The following is a 24247-nucleotide window of genomic DNA, read 5'->3' as shown; positions in this document are numbered from 1 at the left end:
ATAAACACACCGACAGCGCGCCCCGTCCTCGCCGGCTCTCAACGGTCCTCGGCCGGGAGGTCGACCGAGCGCAGGGAGGGGTGACTCACCCGCCGGTCGCTGGGTGGCTCCCGTTCCAGGTCGAACACCCCCGTGTAGCCGAAGACGTGGCCCACCAGTGGGTTCGTGATGGTCGCCCCGATGCGGTAACGCTCGGCCGCCTCGTCGTACCAGTCACGGGCGACGGCGTCGACCCACAGGGGTTCGGGGAGCGAGAGGTACTCCCAGGTCCGGAGCCACTGGTCGCCCACCTCCAGCCTGAGCCCGCCGTCCTCGACGGTCGGGTAGAGGTCGGCCACCACGCGGCCCTCGCGGCCGAAGAGGTTGCACACGCACTCGCGGTCGGGGTTCCAGCGGAACGTGTCGACGAACGTCCGGCGCGGCTCCGTGTCGAACTCCCGGCGGAACGTCAGCGCCTCGTAGCCCGCGTCGTCCACCCACGCGTCGGCACGGATGGTGAACGGGACGTCGAACCCCGCCTCCGGGAAGAGGAAGTCCTCGCTCGTCCCGAGCCAGAGGATGGGGTAGGCGAGCAGGTTCCGCGAGAGGTCGATGCGCCCGCTCCCGAGCAACGAGGCGTCGTCGTCGCTCGTCAGCGAGTACCGCTCGCGCAACTTCGGGTGGAGGTCGGCCCACGTCTCGCCGAGCGCCCGCTCGAACAGTCCAGTCACGGCCGCTCGCCCCCGTCGTCCGTGGTCATGCCGGACGTGTTCGACGCCCCTGCCTATCAGTTCGGGGGTGAGACGGGGGAAGCGCCCGGGGTGCCGAAACAAACTCTCCGTGCGTTGTTCGTTTGTGGGAACCACAAGGGACAAGTTCCGCCTTACCATTGTTAACTCCACACATGAAGGAAGCGTACATCGTAGACGGCGTCCGCACGCCGTTCGGCAAGCGAGACGGCTCGTTCCGCGACACCCACCCGCAGGACCTGGCGGCCAAGCCGCTGCTGGCGCTCGAAGAGCGCAACGGTTTCGTCGGCCAGGAGGACGTCGAGGACGTCATCTACGGCTGTGTCACGCCGACCGACGAGCAGGCGAACAACATCGCGCGCCTCGCGCCGATGGTGGCCGGCTGGGGTGACGACGTGCCGGGTGTCCAGCTCGACCGGATGTGTGGCTCGGGCCAGCAGGCCGTCAACTTCGCGGCCGGCCAGATCCGCGCAGGCTTCCACGACGTCCTCGTCGCGGGCGGTGTCGAACACATGAGCCGCGTCCCGATGGGCTCCGCCGGCAGTTCCATCACGGACACCTACTTCGAGGAGTTCGACGAGCTCACCACGCAGGGCGAGGGCGCCGAGCGCATCGCCGAGCAGTGGGGCTTCAGCCGCGACGACGTCGACCAGATCGCCGTCGACTCCCAGTCCCGCTGGGGCGAGGCGAGCGAAGCCGGCTACTACGACACGCACGTCGAACCCGTCGAGGTCGAACTCGAGGGCGAGTCGGTCACCGTCGAACAGGACGAACACCCCCGGCCGGGGACGGACGAGGAGACGCTCGCGGGCCTGCCGCTCGCGTTCCGCGGCGAGGGTGACGGCGTCATCCACGCCGGTAACTCCTCGGGCATCGTCGACGGCTCCTCGGCGCTCCTCGTGGCGTCCGGCGAGGCGGTGGAAGCGCACGGCTGGGACCCGATGGCCCGCATCGTCGACACCCACGTCGTCGGTGTCGACCCCATCACGATGCTCACCGGCCCCATCCCCGCCACGCAGGATATCCTCGAGCAGAACGACATGTCCATCGACGACATCGACCGCTTCGAGGTCAACGAGGCGTTCGCCTCGGTCATCACGGCGTGGCTGGAGGAGACGGGCGCGGACTGGGACCGCGTCAACTCCTGGGGCGGCGCCATCGCCCACGGCCACCCGCTCGGCGCGACCGGTGCGGCCCTGATGTCGAAGCTCGCGTGGCAGCTCGAGGAGCACGACGAGCAGTACGGCCTCTGCACGATGTGCATCGGATTCGGGCAGGGGATCGCCACCATCATCGAGCGCGTCGAGTAACCCCGCGCCACCGACCACCGACGTTCTTCGGTCGCCACGCCCCCGAGCGGCGGCCACGCTGGCCGCGGCGGGCGGCTATAAGTCGTCGGCCGCCCTCCACCCGACGATGAAAATATACACCGGCCGCGGCGACGAGGGGATGACGGACCTCCGGGACATGTCCCGCGTCTCCAAGACCAGCCCACGGATCGAGGCCTACGGCACCGTCGACGAGGCGAACACCGTCGTCGGGATGGTCCGTCCCTCGGGGCACGACGACGTCGACGAGAAACTCGAGGCCATCCAGAACGTCCTCCACATCGTGCAGGCGGACTTCGCCAACCCCGACGCCGAGGACGCGGACGCCCCGCACGTCACCGAGGCTCACGTCGACGAACTGGAGGCGTGGATGGACGCCTACGACGAGGAACTGGAGCCGTTACAGAACTTCATCCTCCCCGGCGGGAGCGAGGCGGGCGCGCACCTCCACCACGCGCGGGCCGTGGTCCGCCGGGCCGAGCGCCGAGCTGTGGAACTGGCTTCGGGCGACCCGGTCAACGAACTCGCCGTCGCCTATCTGAACCGGCTCTCGGACGCGCTGTTCGTGTTCGCGCGGGTGGTGAACCAGCGCGACGGCGTCCCCGAGGAGTCACCGACGTACTGAGTCGCTCGCCGACCGGTTCGGCAGACGGCTCCAGCGCCGGACGCCGGCCCGCCACGCGTCCCAGACGGCGCGCCACTGTGCGAGCGGCCCGAGCCGCTCTGACCGCTCGCTCGACCGCGAGGTCACCACCGCGTCGCACTCCGGACACCGATAGCGGGCCGTCCGACCCGTCGTCACCACCTGCCACGCGCCGTCGTACCGGTCGCTGTACTCGCACTCTGGACAGAACAGGGTCCCCTTGGGGACCACGTCCGCGCCGGACTGGAGGGTTTCCTCTGACACAGTGACTATTGGGTCTCCGTCCGCAAAAGGGGCTCGGAACGGCGAAACGTTCGTTATGGAACCGAGCCGAACCGTTCGAACGTTGGGAAAGTAGCCGGGAAACTCAGATGATGCCCATCTCGGTCAGCCGCTCGGGGAGGTACGTCTCGGTCACGAAGTCGAGACCCCGACTCGCGAGCGCCTGCTGTTCGGACTTCTTGCCGATGTCCAGTTGCAGCCCGATCTGCTCCTCCCAGAACGCCGTCTGGTAGCGCGGGTCCTCGAGTTCGGACTCGAGCGCGTTCACGTCGGAGTCCGAGAGTGGGTCCGCGGGCAGGTCGTACTCCTGGATGTCCTGCGGGCGGATACCGACGAACTTCGCCTCCGGCGTGGCGAGGTACTCGGAGAGGTGTGCGGACTTGATGGAGCCGTAGGCCACCGAGCCGTAGATGCGGTAACTCCACGGGTCGCCGTCCGTGAACACCACGACGGGCAGGTCGAGTTCGTCGTGGAGTCGCTTGGTGATGCGCCGGGTCGCCCGCGCCGGCTGGCCCTTCAGGTGGACCACGATGCAGTTGTAGTCCGTGTCGAAGCCGTTCTCGACGAGCCGGTCCCGCATGCCACCGGTCTCGACGCAGAGGACGAAGTCGGCGTCGTGGTCGAGGAACTCGATGGTGTCGGGGTTGTTGGGGATCTGGTAGCCCCCCTCGCCGACGTCCTCCTGGCAGTGGATCTCGCGTTCGCCCCGGCGGGTCTGCTCGCGGAGGAACAGCGGCCCGATGACGGTCGCGCCGGACTCCTCCGGACGCATGTGGAAGTCCTCGCGGGTGACCTCCGAGACGATCTCGAGGTCCTCGACGAGCTGGTTCGACTCGTCCTGACTCTTGAACTGGGCGTTCTCGTTGTCCCAGGACTCGCTGAGGTAGTAGAGTTCACGCAGGGTCGACGAGCGGTCCTCCTCCAGTTGCTGGGCGAGGAAGTCGATGGTGTAGACCGCCTTCAGGAGTTTCTGGGCGCCACCGACGGTGTTGGCGGTACGCGTCGAGGTGCGGTCGCCGTAGACCCAGACCTTCTTCTCGGGGTCGTACTCGATGTTGGACTTCGTGCGGGTGGGGACCTCCATGTGGGGGATGTCACCCAGCGCGAACTGGTCGTAGAACTGTGCGGCGAGGTCGATGAGCCGTTCGCGCGCCGCGTCGTCGCGGACGGTCTCGGCGGTGTCGTCTGTGCTCATTCTGCGTCGATGGTGAGTCGCTCCCGTTCGACGCCGTCGACGTTCACGTCGAACTCGGTGTCGTCGGGGACCGTGTAGTTCAGGCTCGCTTCTTCGCCGCTGCCCACGGTGGGTTTCCACTTCACGAACCACTCGCCGTCCATCTCGACGACGCTCGCGCCCTCCACGTCACCGGGGTCGGCCGAGAGGATGTCCGTGATCTCGAGCGAGGCGTTGCGGTCGTCGTGGTTCGAGACCACGAGCGAGACGGTGCCGTTCTCGCGCTGGCGCTCGACGAGGACGTTGTTCATGATGCGGGCCAGCGAGTCCTCCACGTTCAGCGCTTCGCGCCCGGTCACCTCGGCCACCTTCTCGGCCATCTCGGGCAGGATGGTGGCGATGACGTTCTGCTTCTCCTGTCGCTTCGCCAGCGAGCGCTTCTTGTTGGTGTAGGACTTCAGCTCCCGGGCGGCCTCGCGCAGCGCCAACTCCACCTCGTCCTCGATGGCCGGGATGTTCGCCAGCGCGTCCTTCGACTCGCTCGTGAACGGGACGTTCGTGGAGGCGACGTGGACCATCAGCACCGCCGGGCCGTTCGGGATGCCGCTCCCACCGGGCTGGTCGAGGTTGTAGTTGCGCCAGTTGATGCGCTTGATGACGTCGACGGTCGCACACGCGCCACGCTGGTACACGAGGGGGACGCGGTTGGCGAACCGGAGGATCTCGGCCTGCCCCTCGGCGGGGATGTCGCCGCCGTAGGCGATGCCGGCCTCGACGATGAACGGGTCACCGCCGTGGACCTCCGCGTCGCGGGTGGCCGCGGCGTAGAACTCCGCGTCGTACTCCTTCTCGAGGCCCGCCCGGACGAGGTCGCTGGTGATGGGGGCCAGACAGTCCGTCGGGGGTGCGAGGATGTCCGTCTCGCGCATCGCCTCGAGGAAGCGGGCGGCGGTGTCGCGGTCCGAGAACACGTCCTTGACCTTCGGCGGGTCGTCGGCGACGGTCTCGGCACGTGCCCAGAGCGCGTCGAATATCTTCTGCCGGGACGTCTCGCCGAAGGACTCGCCCTCCCGTTCCTTCGTGCGCGCTGCGGCCCACTCGAGCCACTCGACGAGCGTGTCCTGGGTGACCCGGGAGCGGGGGTCCTCCTCGCCCGCGAACTTGGTGGCCAGTCGGCGAGCTATCGCCTCGACGGCCGCGTCGTCCTTCCGGTCGGTCGTGGCGGTGTCGACGAGTGCGTAGAGGTCGGCCTCGCGGTCGGCGACGACCTCGCTCCAGACGGCCTCGACGGCGTTCTCGCGGACGGTGGCGCCGAAGCGCCGGTCGTGTTCCTCCTCGATGGCCTCGGCCGCGGCGGCGACGAGGCGGACGAGGGCACCGTGCGTGACGGCGTCGCGTTCGAGGAGGCCGGCCTCGTCGGCGACCCCGTCGAGCACGTAGTCGGCGAACGCCTCCGTCGCCGCGGCGCCCTTGTTCGAGACGGCGGCCGCGATGGCCTCGACGACGTCGTCACGGCGGTGGGCCTGCGGTGGTCGCCAGCCGATCTCGCGGCCGAACTGTCGGTCACGGAAGGCGTCGACGACGCTCCGTGCGGTCTTCTGTCCGACGCGGGTGAACTCCTCCTGGAGGAACCCCGAGAGCGAGTAGGAGTCGGTGGCCTCCAGCATCTTCAGCAGGGTGCCGAGTTCGACGCCGTGCGGGTGCGGGCGGATCTCCGTCGTCTCCGCGGGGAGCTGGTCGGTCGCTCGCTCGAACTTCTGTGAGGAGTCGGGCTCGTGGAACTCCAGTCGGGCGTGGGGGTTGACGACGGCGGTGTACTTGATGTAGTCGAGCAACTGCGACCGGGCCCGCATGTTCGCCTCCATCTCGAGTTCGATGCGCGTGCCGTGCGGGCGCTCCCACTCGGTCTCACGGTCGACGTCGATCTCCGGCTCGTTCGTGTCGGTGTCGACGATGAGTTCGAAGTACTGGGCGGGCTTGCCCTCGGTCTTCGACGTGATCTTCGCGGGCTTGCCGCTCGTGAGCTGCGAGTAGAGGACGGCGGCCGAGATACCGATACCCTGCTGACCACGACTCTGTTCGCGGGCGTGGAACCGCGAGCCGTAGAGCAGTTTCCCGAACACCTTCGGGACCTGTTCTTTCGTGATACCGGGACCGTTGTCCTCGACGACGAGGCGGTAGTAGTCACCGGCCTCCTGGATCTCGACGTAGATGTCCGGGAGGATGCCGGCCTCCTCGGTGGCGTCGAGCGCGTTGTCGACGGCCTCCTTGACGGCCGTGACGAGCGCTCTGGCTCCCGAGTCGAAGCCGAGCATGTGCTTGTTCTTCTCGAAGAACTCGGCGATGGAGATGGACCGCTGGGAGGCGGCCAACTCCTCGGCGATTCCCTCGCCCTCGCCGAGTTGCGACTGGTACGATGGCATCCGTGTGGGTAGGAGATACCCGGCACCCTAAAACCCTGCCGTCACCTCGGTGAAAGTGAAGCGTCCGACGGGCCGTGGACGCCACTTTCAGCGCCGTGACAAGAGCGTGCGACAATCGGTGGCAGGCGTCGCCCTCCGAACTCTCAGGCTGTCCGCATTCTGCATCGCGCGCGCGTACGAGGTTTTAAGAAGGGGTGGGGCCTAAACGTGGTAGAATCATATGTCTCAGGGTAGTGATTACAGCGCCGACTCTATCCAGACTCTGGAGGGGTTGGAGGCGGTCCGGAAACGACCCGCGATGTACATCGGGTCGACGGACGCCCGTGGCCTCCACCACCTCGTCTACGAGGTCGTCGACAACGCCATCGACGAGGCCCTCGCGGGGTACTGCGACACGATCGAGGTGACCATCCACGAGGACGACTCGGTCTCCGTCTCCGACGACGGCCGTGGTATCCCGGTCGACACCCACCGCGAGTCCGACCGCCCGGCCGTCGAGGTCATCATGACCGTCCTCCACGCCGGTGGGAAGTTCGACAACAAGTCCTACCAGGTCTCCGGCGGCCTCCACGGGGTCGGCGTCAGCGTCGTCAACGCCCTGAGTCACTGGCTCGAGGTCACGGTCAAGCGCGACGGCGGCGTCTTCCAGGAGCGCTTCGACCACGGCGAACCCGAGGGCCTCGAGCGCGTCCGCGACCTCGAATCCGACGAGGAGACCGGCACGAACATCCGTTTCTGGCCCAACGCGGACATCTTCGAGACCACGGAGTTCGTCTACTCCACGCTCCAGTCTCGGCTCCGAGAGCTGGCCTTCCTCAACCCCGGTGTCGCCATCACCATCACCGACGAGCGGACCGACGAGCACGAGACCTACCGCTACGACGGCGGTATCAGGGAGTTCGTCGAGTACCTGAACGAGACGAAGACGCCGCTGCACGACGAGGTCGTCTACTTCGCCGACGAGGCGGAGGTCGGCGACGGCCTCGTACAGGTCGAGGTGGCGATGCAGGCCACCGCGGGCGTGCAGGGCTCCATCCACGCGTTCGCCAACAACATCAACACCCGCGAGGGCGGCACCCACATGACCGGGTTCAAGACCGCGCTCACGCGGGTCGTCAACGACTACGCCACCTCCCACGGCCTCCTGAAGGACATCGACGGGACGCTGAAGGGCGAGGACATCCGCGAGGGGCTGACCGCGGTCATCTCGATCAAGCACCCCGACCCGCAGTTCGAGGGCCAGACCAAGACGAAACTCGGCAACAGCGAGGTGCGCGGCATCGTCGAGAGTGCGATGCACGAGGAGCTCTCGACGTTCATGGAGGAGCACCCGGACACGGCCGAGGCGCTCGTCTCGAAGGCCGTCGAGGCCGCGAAGGCCCGCCTCGCCGCGAAGAAGGCCGAGGAGCTCACGCGCCGGAAGTCGGCGCTCGACTCCACCTCGCTGCCGGGCAAACTGGCCGACTGTCAGACCCGCGACCCCGAGAAGGCAGAGCTGTTCATCGTGGAGGGAGACTCCGCGGGGGGAAGCGCCAAACAGGCCCGAAACCCCGAGTTCCAGGCTATCCTCCCGCTGTTCGGCAAGGTGCTGAACGCGGAGAAACACCGGCTGGACCGGGTGCTGGAGAACGAGAAGATCCGCAACCTCATCACCGCCATCGGCACGGGCATCGGCGAGGAGTTCGACATCGAGGACGCGCGCTACCACAAGATCATCCTGATGACCGACGCCGACGTCGACGGCGCGCACATCCGGACGCTCTACCTCACGTTCCTCTACCGGCACATGCCCGCGCTGCTGGAGAACGGGTTCGTCTACGCCGCCCAGCCGCCGCTCTACCGCATCCGGCACAAGGGCGAGACGTACGACGCGATGACCGAAGCCGAGCGCGAGGAGATCATCGAGGAGGTCTGTGACGGCAAGCCCGACCAGGTCCAGCGGTTCAAGGGGCTCGGCGAGATGAACCCGGAACAGCTCTGGGAGACGACGATGAACCCGGAGAACCGCATCCTCAAGCGCATCGGTGTCGAGGACGCCGCCGCGGCCGACCGGATGTTCTCCGTGCTGATGGGTGACGCCGTCGGCCCGCGAAAGCAGTTCATCAAGGACCACGCCGAGGACGCCGAGTGGGTGGACATATGAGTTCGGAGCCGGAGCCGACGCCCGACGAGGTGGCCCAGCGAGTCCGGAACGTCCGCATCGAGGACGAGATGGAGCAGTCGTACATCGACTACGCGATGTCGGTCATCGTGGGCCGGGCGCTGCCGGACGCGCGTGACGGGCTGAAGCCGGTCCAGCGTCGCCTGCTCTACGCGATGCACGACATGGGCGTCACCTCCAACGCGGGCCACCGCAAGTCCTCGAACATCGTCGGCGAGACGATGGGTAACTACCACCCCCACGGTGACGCCTCCATCTACGACGCGCTGGCGCGGATGGCACAGGACTTCTCCCTGCGCTACCCGCTGGTGGACGGCCAGGGGAACTTCGGGAGCGTCGACGGGGACCCGCCGGCCGCGATGCGGTACACGGAGGCGCGGATGGCGTCCATCGCCGAGGAGATGCTGTCGGACATCGGGAAGGACACGGTCGACTTCGAGGCAAACTACGACGACCGCCTGACCGAGCCGAGCGTCCTGCCCGCGGCGGTCCCGAACCTCCTGCTCAACGGCGCCTCGGGTATCGCGGTCGGGATGTCGACGAACATCCCGCCGCACAACCTCCGAGAGATCGTCGACGCGGCCATCCACGTCATCGAGAACCCGGAGTGTACGGTCCGCGACCTCATCCACGGACCGGACGGGGACGGGCCGGTCAAGGGTCCCGACTTCCCCACCGGAGCGAACATCGTCGGCCGCGAGGGCGTCTACGACGCCTACACCACCGGGCGTGGGAAGCTCCGCGTCCGGGCCGAGTACGAGGTGGAGAACCGCGGCACGGACGACGCCCGTATCGTCGTCACGGAACTGCCCTATCAGGAGAACAAGGCCCGCCGCATCCAGCGCATCGCCGACGACGTGAACGACGGTCGCATCGAGGGCATCTCCGACATCCGCGACGAGTCCGACCGCGACGGCATCCGCGTCGTCATCGAGATGAAGCGGGGTGCGAACGTCGACGTCGTCGAGAACCAGCTCATCGAGCGGCACCTCGAGAACACGTTCGGCGTCATCTCGCTCGCCCTCGTGGACGGCGAACCGCGCGTCCTGAACCTCAAGGAACTGCTGGAGGAGTACGTCGAGCACCGCCGCGAGGTGGTGCGCCGACGGACCCAGTACGACCTCGACGAGGCCGAGGACCGCGCCCACATCCTCGAGGGGCGGCTGCAGGCGCTCCAGAACGTCGACGAGGTGGTCGAGCTCATCCGCGACAGCGAGGACCGGGACGCCGCGAAGGCCGGCCTCCAGTCGCGCTTCGAGATGAGCGAGGCGCAGTCCGAACACATCGTCCGGATGCAGCTCGGCTCGCTCACCTCCATGGAGTCGGCGGAGGTCGAGGACGAGTACGAGGACGTGCAGGCCGAGATCGAACGCCTCACCGCCATCCTCGACAGCGCCGAGAGACTGGACGGGGTCATCGTCTCCGAACTGGAGGAGATGAAGGAGACGTACGGCGACGACCGCCGGACCTCGTTCGTCGAGAACACCGGCCACGTCACCCGCGAGGACCTCATCCCCGAGGAGGACGTGGTCGTCGTCGTCACGGAGTCGGACTACGTCAAGCGGATGCCGCTCTCGGCGTTCGACCCGCAACACCGTGGCGGCAAGGGAATCATCGGCGTCCGACCGAAGGAGGGAGACCGGGTGTCCACGGCGTTCCAGGCCAACACCCACGACTACCTCATGTGTTTCACCAACCACGGGCAGGTCTACCGCCTGAAGGTGTTCGAGATCCCCGAGATGGGCCGGACGGCCCGCGGGACCTCGGCGGTGAACGTCCTCGACCTCGACGACGGCGAGGAGATCACGGCCGTCGTCAACTGCGAGGAACTCGAGGGGGACCGCTACCTCGCGATGGCCACCCGCGGTGGCTACGTCAAGCGGACGGCCGTCGACGCGTTCGAGAACATCCACTCCGGTGGCATCCGCGCCATCAGGCTGGAGGATGGTGACGCCCTCGCCGACGTCGAGCTGACCGACGGCGAGATGGACCTCGTCATCGGCACCCGTCAGGGGATGACCATCCGCTTCGACGAGAACGAAGCCCGGTCGATGGGGCGGACCGCTCGCGGGGTCAACGGCATCAAACTCCAGGGCGACGACCGGGTCGCCGGGCTCGTCGCGACCCACGGCGGCGACGACCGCGACCTCCTGACGGTGACGCGCAACGGCTACGGCAAGCGCACCCCACTGACGAAGTACCGCCGGCAGTCGCGGTACGGCAAGGGTCTCATCGACATCAAGACCGACGAGCGAAACGGCGAGGTGGTCGCCATCAACGCCGTGGGCGAGGACGACGGCCTCGTCATCATGTCCGACAAGGGGCAGATCATGCGGACCGAGGTCGCCGAGGTGAGCGAGGTGGGTCGCAACACGAAGGGTGTCGTCGTGATGCGTCTCGACGAGGACTGGGTCGCCAGCGTCGACGTCGTCCCGGCCGCCGAGGACGAGCCGGAACTGGAGGACACGGCGGCCACGGCGGAGTAACCGCCGGTCCTGTCCACGCTCCCGACCCTTCGTCCTCACCCACGCCGGTACACTCTTGTACGGGTCTGTCTAGCGAAGGATTGCTATGTCAGATTCGCAGGAGTCCGAACTCCCGTCGGGTGACGACGGCGAGTTCGGGGGATTCGGCGGCCGACACGTTCCCGAGCCGTTGCTGGAGCCGCTCGACGACCTCGCCGACGCGTTCGACGAGATTGCGAAGTCCGAGGCCTTCCACGAGGAGTTCCGCGGCATCCTCGAGTCCTACGCCGGCCGCCCGACGCCGCTGTACCACGCCGAGAACCTGAGCGAGGCGTGGGGTGCGGACATCTACCTCAAGCGGGAGGACCTGCTCCACGGCGGGGCACACAAAATAAACAACTGCGTCGGACAGGCGCTGCTCGCGGAGAAGGCGGGCAAGGAGCGCCTCATCGCCGAGACGGGGGCGGGCCAGCACGGGACGGCGACGGCGATGGTCGGTGCGCTGTTCGGCATCCCCACGGAGATCTACATGGGCAAGAAGGACGTCGAGCGCCAGCGGATGAACGTGTTCAGGATGCGGCTGATGGGCGCCGAGGTGAACGAGGTGACGCAGGGCGGCGCCGGCCTCGCGGACGCCGTCGACGTGGCGCTGGAGGACTTCGCCGCCAACATGGAGGACACCCACTACCTCGTCGGGAGCGTCGTCGGCCCGGACCCGTTCCCGCGGATGGTCCGCGAGTTCCAGTCGGTCATCGGCCACGAGGCCCGCGAGCAGTTCCTCGAGGCCACTGGCGAGCTGCCGGACGCCTGCGTCGCCTGCGTCGGCGGTGGGTCGAACGCCATCGGCCTGTTCCACGCCTTCCGCGACGACGACGTGGCGTTCTACGGCGGCGAGGGGGGCGGCGAGGGGGCGGACTCGACGCGCCACGCCGCCCCGCTGGACGAGGGCCACGAGGGCGTCATCCACGGGATGAAGACCCGCGTCATCGACGACGACGTGGAGGTCCACAGCGTCTCGGCGGGCCTCGACTACCCCGGCGTCGGCCCGGAACACGCGATGTTCCGCGAACTCGGCCGGGCCGAGTACCGGGGCATCACCGACGAGGAGGCGATGGCCGCGTTCCGCGACCTCTCGGAGGCCGAGGGCATCATCCCCGCGCTGGAGACGAGTCACGGGCTGGCGCTGGCCCGGCAGCTGGCCGAGGAGGGCGAGCACGACTCCATCCTCGTCAACCTCTCCGGCCGTGGCGACAAGGACATGGAGCAGGCGGCGGAGCTGTTCGACCTCGCCTGAGCCGGCTCCGGGGGCCGGTCGAGGCGGTCCAGTCGCTCGTTCTCTCCGAGTGAGAACCAGTCCCACGATATACGTTCGACGACGGCGTAACGCTGGTATGAACCACGCAGCACTCACCCGGACCACCGACACGCAGGGGCACGTGACCGTGGCCGTCGCGACGTTCGCGTTCGTCCTGCTGTCGATGGGCCTCACCTACGCGACGGTGGTGGCGACCACGCGGCCGATGGGTCTCCTCTCGACGACGGCGATGGTGTTCCTGTTCGCCGCGTCGTGGGCGGCGCTCTGGTTGCTCGTCGAACTCGTCTGGACCGCCCGGCCCGCCCCCCGGCCGGCCTGAGTCACTCCTCGTCGAACTGCTCCTCGGCAGGGTGTGCGTAGCGACCGTCCCCTTCGCGTCGCCGGTCGAACTCCGTCTTCGACATGCCCAGCGACTCCGCCAGCCGTGCCTCTACCTCGTCGGGATCGTCGGCCTGCGAGGCCACCTTCGTCCCGATGTAGAACAGCGGTCCGAGGACGACGAGCAGCGGTACGACGAGCGCCACCAGCACCAGCGTGGAGGTGCCGTAGCCCGCAGCGAGCGCCCAGAATCCCGCCAGCGTGACCGCTACTGCGACGAGGAAGAGCGCCGCGATCGTGCGCTTGCCCAGCGGGAGTCTCGCGTCTCGCGTCACGAGCGGCGGTTAGGGGTAGTCCCTGAAAGGTCCGTCGGGGGCGGCCGCGAGGTGCCGTCGGTCGAAACACCGAGGTGGGGACCGGTCGAAGCCGAGGTGTGAACGATGACGGCAGCGTCTACGACTGGTGGAGCGGGCACCAGCGGCTGTTCCGTGCGCTCTCGTGGCTCGTCTTCGGGGGGCGTGAGGCCGAACTCCGGTCGCTCGCTCGCGCCCGACTCCTCGCCGGACCGGGCGACCGGGTCCTCGAGGTCGGGTGTGGGCCGGGCCGGTCGTTCAAACCGCTGGCGGTCGACGTCGGCCCGGACGGCCGGGTCGTCGGCGTCGACCACAGCGCCGGGATGGTCCGAAGGGCGGGTGCGCGTGCCCGGACCCTCACCGTGGATTGCGAGGCGGTCCGTGCCGACGCCGCGACCCTGCCGTTCCCGGACGGGTCGTTCGACCGGGCGTACAGCACGCTCGCGCTGAGTGCCGTGGCCGACGCGGCGGCGGCCGTCGCGGAGGTCGAGCGCGTCCTCGGACCAGACGGGCGGTTCGTCGTGTTCGACACGCGGCCGTTCCAGTCGGGGCCGGGGACGCTGCTGAACCCCGTCACGAACCGCGTCTCGTCGTGGGCGACCGACTGGCACCCCGACGCGGACGTACTGGGGGCGCTGGAGTCGTCGTTCGACGCCGTCGACACCGAGGTGTTCCTCGGCGGGACGACGTTCGTGAGCGTGGCGGAGACGTCGGACTGAGCCGCTCAGCGGAGGATTCGCTTGCCGAGCGCGCTCGCCACCAGTTCGACGGCGAGTTCGGAGGTCCCGTTGAGTGAGTCGAGGATGGGGTTGACCTCGACGACCTCCATCGTCCGGAGGTCGTCGCCGAGGTCGGCGACCCGTTCCATCGCGGCGTGGGCCTCGCGGTAGGTCGCCCCGCCACGGACCGGCGTCCCGACGCCGGGGGCCTCGTTCGGGTCGAGGAAGTCCATGTCGAGCGAGACGTGGACACCGTCGGTGCCGTCGCCGGCGATCGCGAGTGCGTCCTCGACGACGGCCGGGAGGCCCCGCTCGTCCACGTCGCTCATGGTGTAGACCGTCGCCGGTGACTCGCGGACGGCGACCCGTTCCTCGGGGTCGAGGTCACGGATGCCGACGAGCGCGACGTTCTCGGGGTCGACGCCCGCCGCTGCCCAGCTCGTGTCTGCGAACTCCCCCACGCCGAGGAGTGCGGCGAGGCTCATCCCGTGGACGTTCCCCGAGGGCGAGGTACTGGGCGTGTTGAAGTCCCCGTGGGCGTCGAACCAGACGACACCCACGTCGGCGGCGCGAGCGGCCCCGTTGACCGTCCCGATGGCGATGGAGTGGTCGCCGCCGAGGACGAGGGGGAACTCCCCGGCCGCGAGCGTGTCACCGACCACGTCGGCGAGCGAGGCACAGACCTCACGGGTCTCCGAGAGGTACTTCGCACGGCCGTCCTCCGGGCGTGGTTTCGAGGCGCGGGTCTCCGGCCGGGGGACGTTCAGGTCACCGGCGTCGATACACTCGCGGTCCGTCTCCTCGACGGCGGCCGCCAGTCCCGCGTAGCGGATGGCTGAGGGTCCCATGTCCACGCCACGCCGGTCAGCCCCGAGGTCCATCGGGACGCCGACGACGCGTACGTTCCGGCTCATGGCTCCGTTTCAGGGTCGCCCGGTTAGAAGGTGTCGGCACCACGTCCACCCCAGAGCGGAAGGGGGCGCGCCCGGTAGACCGCCCATGCGCCTCGTCCGCTTCGACGTGCCCACCGACCGGCTCGAGACGGTCGACGACGTCCTCGAGTCGGAGGGGATCGACCACGTCGTCACCCCGGAGTACAGCGACGAGGACCGGGTCCTCGTGGAGTTCCCGCTCCCGGTGCAGGCCGTGGACGAACTCCTCGACGAGCTGCGCGAGGCGGGCGTGGACCTCGAACAGTACTCGGTCGTGACGAGTGCCGAGGCGGTGAACACGGAGCGCTACGAGGACCTGGAGGCCCGGTTCGTCGAGGGGACCGAACAGGACGACAGTGTGGCGCACGAGGAGATCCGCTCGACCGCCCGCTCGCTCCTCCCCGACCGGTTCACCTACTACGCGATGACGGGGTTGAGCGCCATCGTGGCCACCGCCGGGCTGTTGCTCGACGCACCGGCCGTCGTCATCGGGTCGATGGCCATCGCGCCGCAGGTGGGGGCCGCGCTCACCACCGCCGTCGGGTCCGTCATCGGCGAGCGACAGATGCTACTGGACGGCCTGCGGACACTCGTCCTCGGGCTCCTGTTCGCGGTGGTGAGTGCGACGGCGGTCAGCTGGCTGCTCGTCCAGAGCGGGGTGTTCCCCAGCGCGCTGGATGTGACCACCGTCCAGCAGGTGTCCTCCCGTATCTCGCCCGGCGTGCTCTCGTTGCTGCTGGGGCTCTGTGCGGGGTCGGCCGCCGGCTTCGGCGTGGCGACCGACCTCCCGCTCTCGCTGGTGGGCGTCGCCATCGCCGCGGCCGTCGTCCCGGCAGCGGCCGCCGTGGGCGTCGGGCTGGTCTGGGCCATCCCGGTCGTCACCGTCGGCGCCGCCACGCTCCTGTTCGTCAACACCGTCTCCATCCTGCTGTCCGCGGGCGCGACCCTCTGGTACCTCGGCTACCGGCCGGAGGGGTGGGAGACGAGCGACTCGCTCGCCCGGCTGAAGCAGGGCGAGACGGTCCGCCTGCTCGTGACCCTGCTCGTACTGCTCGGGGCCCTCGCACTCCCCGGTGTGGCGATGGCAGAACACGTCTCGCTCGAGACCACGGCCAACGAGGTCGTCCAGGACACGCTCGAGCGGCCGGAGTACCGCGACCTCTCGCTCATCTCGGTCCGGGCGGAGTTCACGGCGTTCGGTCGCCCCACCGGCCCCACCGACGTGACGTTCGTGGTGAGTCGCCCCGCGGACACGCCGTATCCGGACCTCGCGACGACAGTGGGCGAACGGATCGACGCCCGGACGAACAGCCCGGTCAGCGTCACGGTGGAGTTCGTCGACCAGCGGCGCTACGAGCGCGGGGACGCGGCGACACGGCTCCGTGCCGGGCGCACGGTCGTTCCCGCTCAGTCGAGGTAGGGCGCACAGACACGTTCGAGCCCCTCGTCGAACGGTATCTCGGGCTCCCAGCCCGTCGCCTCGCGCATCTTCGAGACCTCGGCCATGGTGTCGTGGACGTAGTTCTTCATCGTCAGCGGTTCGTACTCGGGGTCGACGTCCGTCCCGAGCACCTCGTTGAGTCGCTCGACCAGTTCGTTCAGCGAGTAGGACTCCCCGGTCCCGAGGTTGTAGATGCCGTCGAGTTCGTGGTCGGCGGCGAGTTCGAGCCCGCGGACGATGTCGTCGACGTGCGTGAAATCGCGGGTCTGCGTGCCGTCGCCCCAGAGGACGGGCGACTCGCCGTTGGCCACCTCGTCGGCGAACTGGGCGATGAGGTTGGCGAACTCGCCCTTGTGTGCCTCGGCGCCCGCGAACCCCTGGTAGACCGAGAAGAAGCGCATCCCGGCCATCGTCAGCCCGTGGAAGTTCGAGTAGTACTCGCCGTAGCGCTCGCGGGCGAGTTTCGAGGCCTCGTAGCCCGTTCGCGCCTCGACGGGCATCGACTCCGGGGAGGGGTCGGTCTGGTCGCCGTAGATGGAGGAGGTCGACGCGTAGACGACGGTCTCACACCCGTCGCGGCGGGCCTGTTCGACGGTGTTGACGAACCCCTCGACGTTGACGCGGGCGCCGTGGGCGGGGTCGTCCTCGTGCATCGGCCGGGAGGACAGTGCCGCGAGGTGAAACAGCACGTCGACGTCGGTCGGGAGGTCCTCGTCGAGGACGCTCCCATCGACGAACGTCACGTCGTCCGAGAGGTTCTCGGGGGTACCGAGGTAGAGGTCGTCGAGTGCCACCACGTCGTTCGCCCTCGCGAGGTGGTTCGCGAGGTTCGACCCGATGAACCCCGCCCCACCCGTGACGAGTACGCGCTTGCCCTGCATACCTCACGGGGCCGCGGGGAGGGGGGAAAGCGGTGTCGGTGTGGCACTCCCGTCCTCGCTGGCGGTCGGACATTCGCTCGCAGCGCCTGCGGCGCTGTTCACCGCCGCTGGACGAAGCGAAGCGAGTCCAGTGAGGGCTGCCCGAGGGCGCAGACCACCGTCGGGTTTATACGAAACGTTACCGAACCCTCCGCCATGTCATCCATCGAACTCACTCCGAGCCAGAAGTCCATTCTGCAGGAGTTGGTCAACCTCTACCGTGAATCCGAGCGGGCGGTGAAGGGCGAGGACATCGCACAGGAGGTCGACCGGAACCCCGGCACCATCCGCAACCAGATGCAGTCGCTCAAGGCGCTGCAGCTGGTCGAGGGCGTACCGGGGCCGAAGGGTGGGTACAAGCCGACCGCGGCGGCCTACGACGCACTGGAGATACAGGACATGGAGCAGGCAGCGGACGTCCCGTTCGCACACAACGACGAGACCATCGAAGGGGCGAACGTCCAGGAGATCGACCTCACGAGCGTCCACCACCCCGAACTCTGCCGGGCGGAGATACGCCTGCAGGGGTCCATCTCGGACTTCCACGAGGGTGACACCATCCGCGTCGGGCCGACCCCCCTGTCGAAGCTCGTCATCGAGGGGACCCTCGAGGGGAAGGACGACACCAACAACACGCTCATCATCACCATCGAGTACATGCGGGCCCCCGAGGAGGGCCACGAGCCCGCGAAGTAGCGCCGGCAGCCAGCGCCGGTCGGGCCCGAAGCCCTGTATTGCCGGCCGGCTTTTGACAGGCCGAATCAGCAAGCATTGCCGCCGTCTGCCGGCGATTCCAACACCTTTGTATCGGAGCCCCACCCACTCCCTGCAATGACCGAGGACGTCGTCGTACTCGGTTCCGGCTACGCCGGGACCGGGGCGATACTCAGTCTGCAAGACGAGTTGAACGGGGAGGCGGACATCACGTGGGTCTCGGACGTGGACCACCACCTCGTGCTCCACGAGGCCCACCGCTGCATCCGCGACCCCTCCATCCAGGAGAAGATCACCTTCCCCACGACACAGGTGAAGGCGCCGGACACCCGGTTCGTGCAGGGTCGGGTCGCCGACGTCGACCCCGCCGAGCGTGTCGTGGAACTCGAGGACGAGAGCGAGATCTCCTACGACTATCTGGTGGTCGGCTTCGGCTCGCAGACGGCCTTCTTCGGTATCGAGGGGCTCGAGGAGTACTCGCTGACGCTCAAGAGCCTCGAGGACGCGCTCGAGATCCACGACACGGTCAAGCAAGCCGCCCGCGAGGCCTCGCGCTCCGAGCCGGCGCAGGTCGTCGTCGGTGGGGCTGGCCTCTCGGGCATCCAGAGCGCTGGCGAGATCGCCAGGTTCCGCGACAAGCACCGCGCACCCATCGACATCCACCTCGTCGAGGGGTTGGACAACGTCTTCCCGAACAACGACCCGGTCGTCCAGGCGAAGTTGACGAAACTGCTGGAGGACGCTGGCGTCAACATCATGACCGGCGAGTTCATCGGTGAGGTGGACGAGGAGACGGTCTACATCGGCGACGACACGGAACTGGACTACGACGTCCTCCTCTGGACCGGCGGTATCACCGGCCAGGACGCCGCCGCCGAGACCGAGGTCGAGCAGGACGAACGGAGCCACCGCATCAACTCGGCGTCGACGTTCCAGACGAGCGACGACCGCATCTTCGCGCTCGGCGACGCCGCGCTCGTCGAACAGCCCGACGACGCGATGGCCCCGCCCACGGCGCAGGCCGCGTGGCAGGCCGCCGAGGTCGTCGGCGAGAACGTCGCTCGCAGCATCCGCGGGCAGCCGCTGCAGGAGTGGACCCACGAGGACAAGGGGACGCTCATCTCCGTCGGCGACGACGCCGTCGCGCACAACGTCGTCGGGCTGAAGAGCGTCGTCGAGACGTTCGGCGGCCCGGCCGCCGAGATGCTGAAGAAGACCGTCGCCGCCCGCTGGATCAACAGCGTGGCCGGCCCCGTCGCGGCCGCGAAGGCGTTCCCCGACATGTGAGCGTGGGCGGGTCGACCCCCGCCCACGCCGGTCTCGAACCGCCTCTTGAACACACCGGCTAATACGGCCAGCAACGCTATTCGGCTCGAACACCTAGAACAGACGATGAGCACGACGAAACGCGGCGGTCACGACGGACCGGTCGGCAAGGCCGTCCTCGTCTGTCGGGACTGCGACCGCGAGGCCCACGTCGACGGCGACTGGGCCGTCACGGAGTACGAACTCGGCGGCGACCGCCACCGGGTCTACCAGTGTCCCGATTGCTGGCACACGCTGGTCGTCCAGCCTGTGTTCGAGGACGGCGTCCCCGTCCCGGCCTGAGGTCGGCACCGAGAGCCCCACACCAGCGCACCCCCACTCGCCCTCCACCACACGCTCCACCGCACGGCACCGGGACACCGAGCGGCGCCACCGGGCGGTCGCGTGCCGGGCGAGACGGCGACCCACCAGATTCACCTGCGGGGGTGCCCAACCCCGGTATCGATGCGGGTCCTCGCGTTCGACATGGACGGTGTGCTGGTCGACTCGGAGCGCTACTGGCTGGAACTGGAGCGAGAGTCGATATTCCCGTCGACGGTCGCGACCGACGTCGACCCGGAGGAGGTCACGGGGATGAACGTCAACGACCTCTACCACCACCTGTCCGCCGAGTACGGCACCACGGTCGACGAGGCGGCGTTCGTCGAGCGGTACGACCGGGCGGCCGTGACGGTGTACGACGAGCAGGTGACCCTGCTCGAGGGACTCGACGGGCTGCTGGCGAGGCTCGAGGAGGCCCCGGACGTACGGGTGGCGCTGGTCTCCTCCTCGCCGGTGCGCTGGATCGACCGGGTCCTCGACCGGTTCGACCTCCGGGGGGCCTTCGACGCCGTCGTGAGCGCCGAACACGTGGAGCGGGGGAAACCCGACCCGGACGTCTACGCCCGCGCGGCGTCCGTGCTGGACGCCGACCCCGCGGCGTCGCTCGCTGTCGAGGACTCGGCCAACGGCCTGCGGGCCGCCGCGGCGGCCGGGTACGAGACGGTCGGCTACCTGAACGGGACGAACGAGGTGGCGGCCCTGTCGGCAGCCGACCGGGTTGCCGAGGGGCCGGTGGACCTCGAGCGGGCCGTCGAGGCGTGGCTGGACGCCTGACTCAGAACTTCAGCGTCTCCTCGTCCGTGACGACCGACTCGAGGAGGTGGGTCGGGGTGGCGTCGTAGGCGGGGTTGACGACGTCGAACCCCTCGGCCGGTTCGCGCATGACCTCGCTGGTCGAGCGGAACTCGTTCTCGAACTGGAAGCCGCCGGACTCGATGACCTTCGAGGAGGCGCCGACGACGTGCATCGGGACGGCGAGCTCGGCCGCCGTCGCGGCGATGGGGAACGTGCCCACCCGGTTGTAGAACGTCTCGCCGACGATGCAGTCCATCCCGACGACGACCCGGTCACACTCGTCGAGGACGTGCCCGCACGCGGCGTCCGTGAGCAACGTCGCCTCCACGCGGTCGATACCCGCGAGCGTGCGGGCCGTCTTGCGCCCGAGGTAGCGCGGGCGGGCCTCGGTGACGTAGACGGTGAGGTGCTTGCCAGCGCGTGCGGCCGTCTCGATGGCCTCCAGCACGGTCGAGGAGTAGTCGTGCGTGAGGACGGTGGTGCCGTCGCGGAACAGCTCGGCGCCGTTCGCGGCGGCCTCGCTCTTCGCCGTCTCGACGCGCTCGGTCACCTCCGTCACCACCTCGGCCAGTCGCTCCTTGCCCTCCCCGACGCTCTCGGGTTCGGGCTCGCTCACGCGCCGGACGATCTCCTGTTGGGTCGTGAACAGCGACGCGTGGGAGGGCTGGGCGCGACGCAAGGCGCTGGAGTTGCGTTCGAGCGACCGGACGAACTCCTCGACGGTGGCGAACTCCCGGCCGCGGAGTTCGACCAGCGCCTCGGCGGCCTTCACGGCGACGATGGAGGAACTGTGGGTCTGCAGTTCGGCGATCTCCTCGACGGTCTCGTCTATCATGCCCGCACACTCGCCCGGCGTCGGCAAAGTCCTTCCCCAATCGCCGGTCCGGGCAGGGGTGTCGGGTGGCCGTTCGACCGCGCAGCCCGCCGCTTCCGTGCCCGTTTAGCCCGCCGAGTACCTCCTCACGGTATGGTCACCGTCACGTACACCTGTCCGCGGTGTGGGGCCGTCGTCGAACTCGAGCGCGGGGCGTACCTCGCGGACAAGTGCGTCACCCCGCACCCCGTCGAGGGGTGGTCGTACGTCCCGGCCTACGAGGTGGACCCGGAGACGACGAGCGACGACGCGGAGGACGCCTACAGCGCCGCCGGCGACGGCGTCGAACTCGTCTGTGGCGCCAGTGAGACGCGCGGCGAGGGGTGTGGCGAACCGTTCTACCTCTCGTTCGTCAGACACGAGGACGGCCGCGAGGTGGACCCGCAGGTGGCGCTGGGCGACGCGGTGCGTTTCGAGTTCGGTCGCTAGGAAAACCTCACTACGGCGGGCAGTTTCAGGAACCCAACATATAAGAGTCGGGACGGATAGGAGATACTCGTGCCGCGTTGCAACAACTGCGAATCGTACGTGACCGAAGCGTACGTCCGTGTGTTCGCTCCCGCCGAGATGGATACCGTCCGGGTGTGCCCTCACTGCGAGGACAAACTCCGTGACGGTGCCGAGGTGCGAGAAGCACGCGCGCCGAGACAGCAGTAACGACACGCACGCCACCGTCGGTGGCCTGCGGCACGACGTCAGGGGTGCCCCCCGACGTTACTCTCCGTGGACTCACTCCCGGAGCGACGGGTCCGGTCCGCCGGCACCGGCGAGGTGGCCGACCCCGTTCGCTCACCCCTTGATGTTGCAGACGGGGAACGTCCGGGCCACCTTCGAGCCGATGCCGAGTTCGTCGCTCACCCGGACCACCTCGTCGACGTCCTTGTAGACGCCCGGCGCCTCCTCGGCGATGGTCGCGCCGGACTGGGCCTTGACGTACACCTCCTGCGTGCGCAGGTCGTCCTGCACGTCGCCGCCCCAGTACTCCTGCTTCGCCTTCGTGCGCGACATCAGCCGACCGGCGCCGTGGGCCGTCGACCCGAACGTGAGGTCCATCGAGTCGGTGCCGCCACAGAGGACGTACGACCCGGCCCCCATCGAGCCGGGGATGATGACCGGCTGGCCGACGTCCCGGTAGGCCTCCGGCACCTCCGGCCGGCCCGCGGGGAACGCCCGGGTGGCTCCCTTGCGGTGGACGTAGAGCTCACGTTCCACGCGGTCGACGGCGTCGGCGTCGGCCACCGGCCGGCCCTCCGCGTCGACCCCCACCTCGTGGACCTCCTTCTTGGCGATGTTGTGTGCCACGTCGTAGAGCAGGTCCATCCCCATCTCCTCCCACGGCCGGTCGAACACGTCCGCGAACACCTCCCGGGTCCGGTGCATGATGAGCTGTCGGTTCACCCACGCGAAGTTGATGCAGGCACACATCGCGCCGTAGTACTCCTCGGCCAGCTGTGAGCCGGCGGGTGCCGCCGCGAGCTCGCGGTCCGGCAACTGCGAGAGCAGTCCCTCGTGGGTCTTCTCTATCTCCCGGAGGTAGTCGTTGCACACCTGGTGGCCGAGGCCACGCGACCCGCAGTGGATGAGGACGACGATCTGGTCCTCGGAGAGACCGTAGGCGTCGCCGATGGCGCCGTCGAACACGTCGGTCACGCGCTGGACCTCGAGGAAGTGGTTGCCGGACCCGAGCGACCCGACCTGGTTGCGGCCCCGGTCCTTGGCCTTCTGCGAGACGGCACTCGGGTCGGCATCCGGGCGGCGGCCCTCGTCCTCGCAGTGGGTGAGGTCGGACTCGACGGCCCACCCCTCCTCCAGTGCCCAGTCGACGCCGCGTTCGAGCGCCTCCTCGACGGCGTTGCCTCCCTCCACGATGCCGCCGCCGCCGAGCCCCGAGGGGACGGCCTCGAACAGCGCCTCGACGAGTTCCTCCTCGTGGCCCCGGACGTCGTCGTAGGTGAGGTCCGTCTTCATCATCCTGACGCCGCAGTTGATGTCGTAGCCAACCGCTCCGGGGCTGATACAGCCGTTCTCGGCGTCGATGCCCGCCACGCCGCCGACCGGGAAGCCGTAGCCCTGGTGGCCGTCGGGCATGCAGAGCGCGTGCCGGTGGATGCCGGGGAGGTGGGTGGTGTTGCGCAACTGCTGGAGCGTCTTGTCGTCGCTGATCTCCTCGAGCAACGCCTCGCTGGCGAGGATGCGCGCGGGGACGCGCATCTCGCCCTCCTGTGGGATCTCCCAGACGTGTTCGCGGACCTTCCGCAGCGTGAACTCGCCCGCGTCGAAGGTGTCGGTCATGTCTCGGAGTGGCCGGTCGGCGGGGGAATACCTTTCGACGTTGCCGCTCTCGTCGTCAGGACGGTCCGGGATCGACACCGATGTCGGCGGGTGCGACCGGTGGTTCCGTGCTGACCAGTTCGAGCCCGGTCACCGTCTCGAGTGCGAACACGCCGCCGAACGCGTAGCCGAAGACGAACAGGCCGGGCACGAAGACGGCGAGTGCGGCCCGGGGGAGCGAGGTATCGTGGACCGTCGCCATCCCCACGACGAGGAGCGCGAACCCCCAGAGGGCGCAGCCGACACGGAGCGTCGGGAACGGGAGGCCGGCGAGCACGCACGGCGCGGTGGCGTACGCGACCACCTGGACCGTCTCGCTCACCCCCGCGCGGTCCTTCACCGTGGCGATGAGGATGACCGTCTGGAGGGCGCTCGCGAGGTGGAGGGTCAGGGGCGCGACGATGATGCCAGCGACGAGCAGGGAGACGGCGGCCGAGACGAGCGGCCGGCCCACGTCCAGCGGGACGCTGGCTGGCGTGAACGCGAACCGGGTCACGAGGTAGACCAGCGCGACGCTGACGGCGAACGTCAGGCCGGGCGCCTGGTCGCCGGGCGCCACGCCGTTCCTGAAGAAACGGCGGGGACGGACGAGCACTTCGACCCACGCCCGGGCGAGGCCACGCGGTCCACGGTCACGTCCCCCTCGGGGGTTCTCGACCCACGTCGTCACTGGCAGGACGTACG

24 protein-coding genes are annotated in these 24247 nt (G+C 68.7%); 14 read left to right on the top strand and 10 right to left on the bottom strand.

Annotation, left to right across the window (positions count from 1 at the left end):
- Nucleotides 1-38 precede the first annotated feature (38 nt).
- A complete protein-coding gene (locus tag N0B31_RS07690) occupies nucleotides 39-710 on the bottom strand; it encodes a DUF4166 domain-containing protein (protein ID WP_260595285.1) in 672 nt (223 codons plus the stop codon).
- Between the two features lie 173 nt (nucleotides 711-883).
- Between N0B31_RS07690 and N0B31_RS07685 the strand changes: the two genes are divergently transcribed.
- Together N0B31_RS07685 and N0B31_RS07680 are read left to right on the top strand one after the other, a co-directional pair.
- A complete protein-coding gene (locus tag N0B31_RS07685) occupies nucleotides 884-2038 on the top strand; it encodes a thiolase family protein (RefSeq protein WP_260595284.1) in 1155 nt (384 codons plus the stop codon).
- A gap of 106 nt (nucleotides 2039-2144) precedes the next feature.
- Nucleotides 2145-2681 (top strand): cob(I)yrinic acid a,c-diamide adenosyltransferase, encoded by a 537-nt coding sequence (locus N0B31_RS07680; protein WP_260595283.1) that lies wholly within the window; start codon nucleotides 2145-2147, stop codon nucleotides 2679-2681.
- Here the strand turns inward: N0B31_RS07680 and N0B31_RS07675 are convergent.
- The 3 genes from N0B31_RS07675 to N0B31_RS07665 form a co-directional block, all read right to left on the bottom strand.
- A complete protein-coding gene (locus N0B31_RS07675) occupies nucleotides 2667-2963 on the bottom strand; it encodes a DUF8106 domain-containing protein (RefSeq protein ID WP_260595282.1) in 297 nt (98 codons plus the stop codon). The two genes, N0B31_RS07680 and N0B31_RS07675, sit on opposite strands and share 15 nt — an antisense overlap.
- A gap of 103 nt (nucleotides 2964-3066) precedes the next feature.
- On the bottom strand, nucleotides 3067-4176 hold the full coding sequence (locus N0B31_RS07670) for a DNA topoisomerase IV subunit A (RefSeq protein ID WP_260595281.1): 1110 nt from the start codon (nucleotides 4174-4176) through the stop codon (nucleotides 3067-3069).
- Entirely contained in the window at nucleotides 4173-6578 is a 2406-nt protein-coding gene (locus N0B31_RS07665; protein ID WP_260595280.1) for a DNA topoisomerase VI subunit B, read from the bottom strand. Before N0B31_RS07665 ends, N0B31_RS07670 begins: the two co-directional genes overlap by 4 nt.
- Nucleotides 6579-6798: 220 nt before the next feature.
- Here N0B31_RS07665 and gyrB point away from each other — a divergent pair, with 220 nt between their 5' ends.
- The 4 genes from gyrB (at nucleotide 6799) to N0B31_RS07645 (ending at nucleotide 12838) form a co-directional block, all read left to right on the top strand.
- Complete coding sequence (gene gyrB, locus N0B31_RS07660) at nucleotides 6799-8721, top strand: DNA topoisomerase (ATP-hydrolyzing) subunit B (protein ID WP_260595279.1); 1923 nt, start codon at nucleotides 6799-6801, stop codon at nucleotides 8719-8721.
- Nucleotides 8718-11225 carry a DNA gyrase subunit A gene (gene gyrA / locus N0B31_RS07655; protein ID WP_260595278.1) on the top strand — a complete coding sequence of 836 codons (2508 nt, stop codon included), beginning with the start codon at nucleotides 8718-8720 and terminating at the stop codon, nucleotides 11223-11225. The genes gyrB and gyrA overlap by 4 nt, the downstream gene beginning before the upstream one ends.
- A gap of 85 nt (nucleotides 11226-11310) precedes the next feature.
- A complete protein-coding gene (gene trpB, locus N0B31_RS07650; protein WP_260595277.1) occupies nucleotides 11311-12498 on the top strand; it encodes a tryptophan synthase subunit beta in 1188 nt (395 codons plus the stop codon).
- A gap of 97 nt (nucleotides 12499-12595) precedes the next feature.
- The gene (locus tag N0B31_RS07645) at nucleotides 12596-12838 is read left to right on the top strand and encodes a hypothetical protein (protein ID WP_260595276.1); all 243 of its coding nucleotides are present in this window, start codon (nucleotides 12596-12598) and stop codon (nucleotides 12836-12838) included.
- A gap of 1 nt (nucleotide 12839) precedes the next feature.
- On the opposite strand, the gene N0B31_RS07640 is transcribed toward N0B31_RS07645, so the two are convergent.
- Nucleotides 12840-13172 (bottom strand): hypothetical protein, encoded by a 333-nt coding sequence (locus N0B31_RS07640; protein ID WP_260595275.1) that lies wholly within the window; start codon nucleotides 13170-13172, stop codon nucleotides 12840-12842.
- A 98-nt stretch (nucleotides 13173-13270) separates the two neighbouring features.
- Between N0B31_RS07640 and N0B31_RS07635 the strand changes: the two genes are divergently transcribed.
- Nucleotides 13271-13909 carry a methyltransferase domain-containing protein gene (locus N0B31_RS07635; RefSeq protein WP_260595274.1) on the top strand — a complete coding sequence of 213 codons (639 nt, stop codon included), beginning with the start codon at nucleotides 13271-13273 and terminating at the stop codon, nucleotides 13907-13909.
- A 5-nt stretch (nucleotides 13910-13914) separates the two neighbouring features.
- Here the strand turns inward: N0B31_RS07635 and rocF are convergent, their stop codons facing one another.
- The gene (gene rocF / locus N0B31_RS07630; RefSeq protein WP_260595273.1) at nucleotides 13915-14823 is read right to left on the bottom strand and encodes an arginase; all 909 of its coding nucleotides are present in this window, start codon (nucleotides 14821-14823) and stop codon (nucleotides 13915-13917) included.
- Between the two features lie 85 nt (nucleotides 14824-14908).
- Here rocF and N0B31_RS07625 point away from each other — a divergent pair, with 85 nt between their 5' ends.
- Nucleotides 14909-16261: a TIGR00341 family protein gene (locus tag N0B31_RS07625; protein WP_260595272.1), complete on the top strand. Its 1353-nt coding sequence runs from the start codon at nucleotides 14909-14911 to the stop codon at nucleotides 16259-16261.
- On the opposite strand, the gene N0B31_RS07620 is transcribed toward N0B31_RS07625, so the two are convergent.
- Complete coding sequence (locus N0B31_RS07620; RefSeq protein WP_260595271.1) at nucleotides 16249-17163, bottom strand: NAD-dependent epimerase/dehydratase family protein; 915 nt, start codon at nucleotides 17161-17163, stop codon at nucleotides 16249-16251. The two genes, N0B31_RS07625 and N0B31_RS07620, sit on opposite strands and share 13 nt — an antisense overlap.
- A 195-nt stretch (nucleotides 17164-17358) precedes the next feature.
- Here N0B31_RS07620 and N0B31_RS07615 point away from each other — a divergent pair, with 195 nt between their 5' ends.
- The 4 genes from N0B31_RS07615 to N0B31_RS07600 all read left to right on the top strand — a co-directional run bounded on the left by N0B31_RS07615 (nucleotide 17359) and on the right by N0B31_RS07600 (nucleotide 20337).
- The gene (locus N0B31_RS07615) at nucleotides 17359-17898 is read left to right on the top strand and encodes an Rrf2 family transcriptional regulator (RefSeq protein ID WP_260595270.1); all 540 of its coding nucleotides are present in this window, start codon (nucleotides 17359-17361) and stop codon (nucleotides 17896-17898) included.
- Nucleotides 17899-18033: 135 nt separating this feature from the next.
- The gene (locus N0B31_RS07610) at nucleotides 18034-19203 is read left to right on the top strand and encodes an NAD(P)/FAD-dependent oxidoreductase (protein ID WP_260595269.1); all 1170 of its coding nucleotides are present in this window, start codon (nucleotides 18034-18036) and stop codon (nucleotides 19201-19203) included.
- 105 nt (nucleotides 19204-19308) lie between these two features.
- Nucleotides 19309-19524, top strand: a complete 216-nt coding sequence (locus N0B31_RS07605) for a DUF8106 domain-containing protein (RefSeq protein WP_260595268.1) — start codon at nucleotides 19309-19311, stop codon at nucleotides 19522-19524.
- 162 nt (nucleotides 19525-19686) lie between these two features.
- Entirely contained in the window at nucleotides 19687-20337 is a 651-nt protein-coding gene (locus tag N0B31_RS07600) for an HAD family hydrolase (protein ID WP_260595267.1), read from the top strand.
- A 1-nt stretch (nucleotide 20338) separates the two neighbouring features.
- Here N0B31_RS07600 and N0B31_RS07595 read toward each other — a convergent pair whose 3' ends face one another.
- Nucleotides 20339-21193, bottom strand: coding sequence for an eIF2B alpha/beta/delta subunit family protein (locus N0B31_RS07595; protein ID WP_260595266.1), 855 nt, complete (start codon nucleotides 21191-21193; stop codon nucleotides 20339-20341).
- Between the two features lie 132 nt (nucleotides 21194-21325).
- Between N0B31_RS07595 and N0B31_RS07590 the strand changes: the two genes are divergently transcribed.
- Nucleotides 21326-21661 carry a DUF7969 family protein gene (locus N0B31_RS07590; RefSeq protein ID WP_260595265.1) on the top strand — a complete coding sequence of 112 codons (336 nt, stop codon included), beginning with the start codon at nucleotides 21326-21328 and terminating at the stop codon, nucleotides 21659-21661.
- Between the two features lie 69 nt (nucleotides 21662-21730).
- A complete protein-coding gene (locus tag N0B31_RS22670) occupies nucleotides 21731-21889 on the top strand; it encodes a DUF7563 family protein (RefSeq protein ID WP_438271176.1) in 159 nt (52 codons plus the stop codon).
- Between the two features lie 132 nt (nucleotides 21890-22021).
- Here the strand turns inward: N0B31_RS22670 and N0B31_RS07585 are convergent, their stop codons facing one another.
- Entirely contained in the window at nucleotides 22022-23524 is a 1503-nt protein-coding gene (locus N0B31_RS07585) for an RtcB family protein (RefSeq protein WP_260595264.1), read from the bottom strand.
- Between the two features lie 55 nt (nucleotides 23525-23579).
- Nucleotides 23580-24233 carry a YIP1 family protein gene (locus N0B31_RS07580; protein ID WP_260595263.1) on the bottom strand — a complete coding sequence of 218 codons (654 nt, stop codon included), beginning with the start codon at nucleotides 24231-24233 and terminating at the stop codon, nucleotides 23580-23582.
- Nucleotides 24234-24247: the final 14 nt, after the last annotated feature.

The organism is Salinirubellus salinus (assembly GCF_025231485.1).
GTDB classification, from domain to species: Archaea; Halobacteriota; Halobacteria; order Halobacteriales; family Haloarculaceae; genus Salinirubellus; species Salinirubellus salinus.
The sequence above is the reverse complement of the archived record's forward strand: the minus strand, read 5'-3'. Positions and strand labels throughout refer to the sequence as shown.

Excerpts from the sequence above, each read along its gene's own strand:
- gyrB (WP_260595279.1), top strand. The coding sequence starts at position 6,799 with ATGTCTCAGGGTAGTGATTACAGCGCCGACTCTATCCAGACTCTGGAG.
- N0B31_RS07610 (WP_260595269.1), top strand. The coding sequence starts at position 18,034 with ATGACCGAGGACGTCGTCGTACTCGGTTCCGGCTACGCCGGGACCGGG.
- N0B31_RS07645 (WP_260595276.1), top strand. The coding sequence starts at position 12,596 with ATGAACCACGCAGCACTCACCCGGACCACCGACACGCAGGGGCACGTG.
- N0B31_RS07590 (WP_260595265.1), top strand. The coding sequence starts at position 21,326 with ATGGTCACCGTCACGTACACCTGTCCGCGGTGTGGGGCCGTCGTCGAA.
- N0B31_RS07600 (WP_260595267.1), top strand. The coding sequence starts at position 19,687 with ATGCGGGTCCTCGCGTTCGACATGGACGGTGTGCTGGTCGACTCGGAG.
- gyrA (WP_260595278.1), top strand. The coding sequence starts at position 8,718 with ATGAGTTCGGAGCCGGAGCCGACGCCCGACGAGGTGGCCCAGCGAGTC.
- rocF (WP_260595273.1), bottom strand. The coding sequence starts at position 14,823 with ATGAGCCGGAACGTACGCGTCGTCGGCGTCCCGATGGACCTCGGGGCT.
- trpB (WP_260595277.1), top strand. The coding sequence starts at position 11,311 with ATGTCAGATTCGCAGGAGTCCGAACTCCCGTCGGGTGACGACGGCGAG.
- N0B31_RS07685 (WP_260595284.1), top strand. The coding sequence starts at position 884 with ATGAAGGAAGCGTACATCGTAGACGGCGTCCGCACGCCGTTCGGCAAG.
- N0B31_RS07605 (WP_260595268.1), top strand. The coding sequence starts at position 19,309 with ATGAGCACGACGAAACGCGGCGGTCACGACGGACCGGTCGGCAAGGCC.
- N0B31_RS07680 (WP_260595283.1), top strand. The coding sequence starts at position 2,145 with ATGAAAATATACACCGGCCGCGGCGACGAGGGGATGACGGACCTCCGG.
- N0B31_RS07595 (WP_260595266.1), bottom strand. The coding sequence starts at position 21,193 with ATGATAGACGAGACCGTCGAGGAGATCGCCGAACTGCAGACCCACAGT.
- N0B31_RS07620 (WP_260595271.1), bottom strand. The coding sequence starts at position 17,163 with ATGCAGGGCAAGCGCGTACTCGTCACGGGTGGGGCGGGGTTCATCGGG.
- N0B31_RS07625 (WP_260595272.1), top strand. The coding sequence starts at position 14,909 with ATGCGCCTCGTCCGCTTCGACGTGCCCACCGACCGGCTCGAGACGGTC.
- N0B31_RS07665 (WP_260595280.1), bottom strand. The coding sequence starts at position 6,578 with ATGCCATCGTACCAGTCGCAACTCGGCGAGGGCGAGGGAATCGCCGAG.
- N0B31_RS07670 (WP_260595281.1), bottom strand. The coding sequence starts at position 4,176 with ATGAGCACAGACGACACCGCCGAGACCGTCCGCGACGACGCGGCGCGC.
- N0B31_RS07585 (WP_260595264.1), bottom strand. The coding sequence starts at position 23,524 with ATGACCGACACCTTCGACGCGGGCGAGTTCACGCTGCGGAAGGTCCGC.
- N0B31_RS07615 (WP_260595270.1), top strand. The coding sequence starts at position 17,359 with ATGTCATCCATCGAACTCACTCCGAGCCAGAAGTCCATTCTGCAGGAG.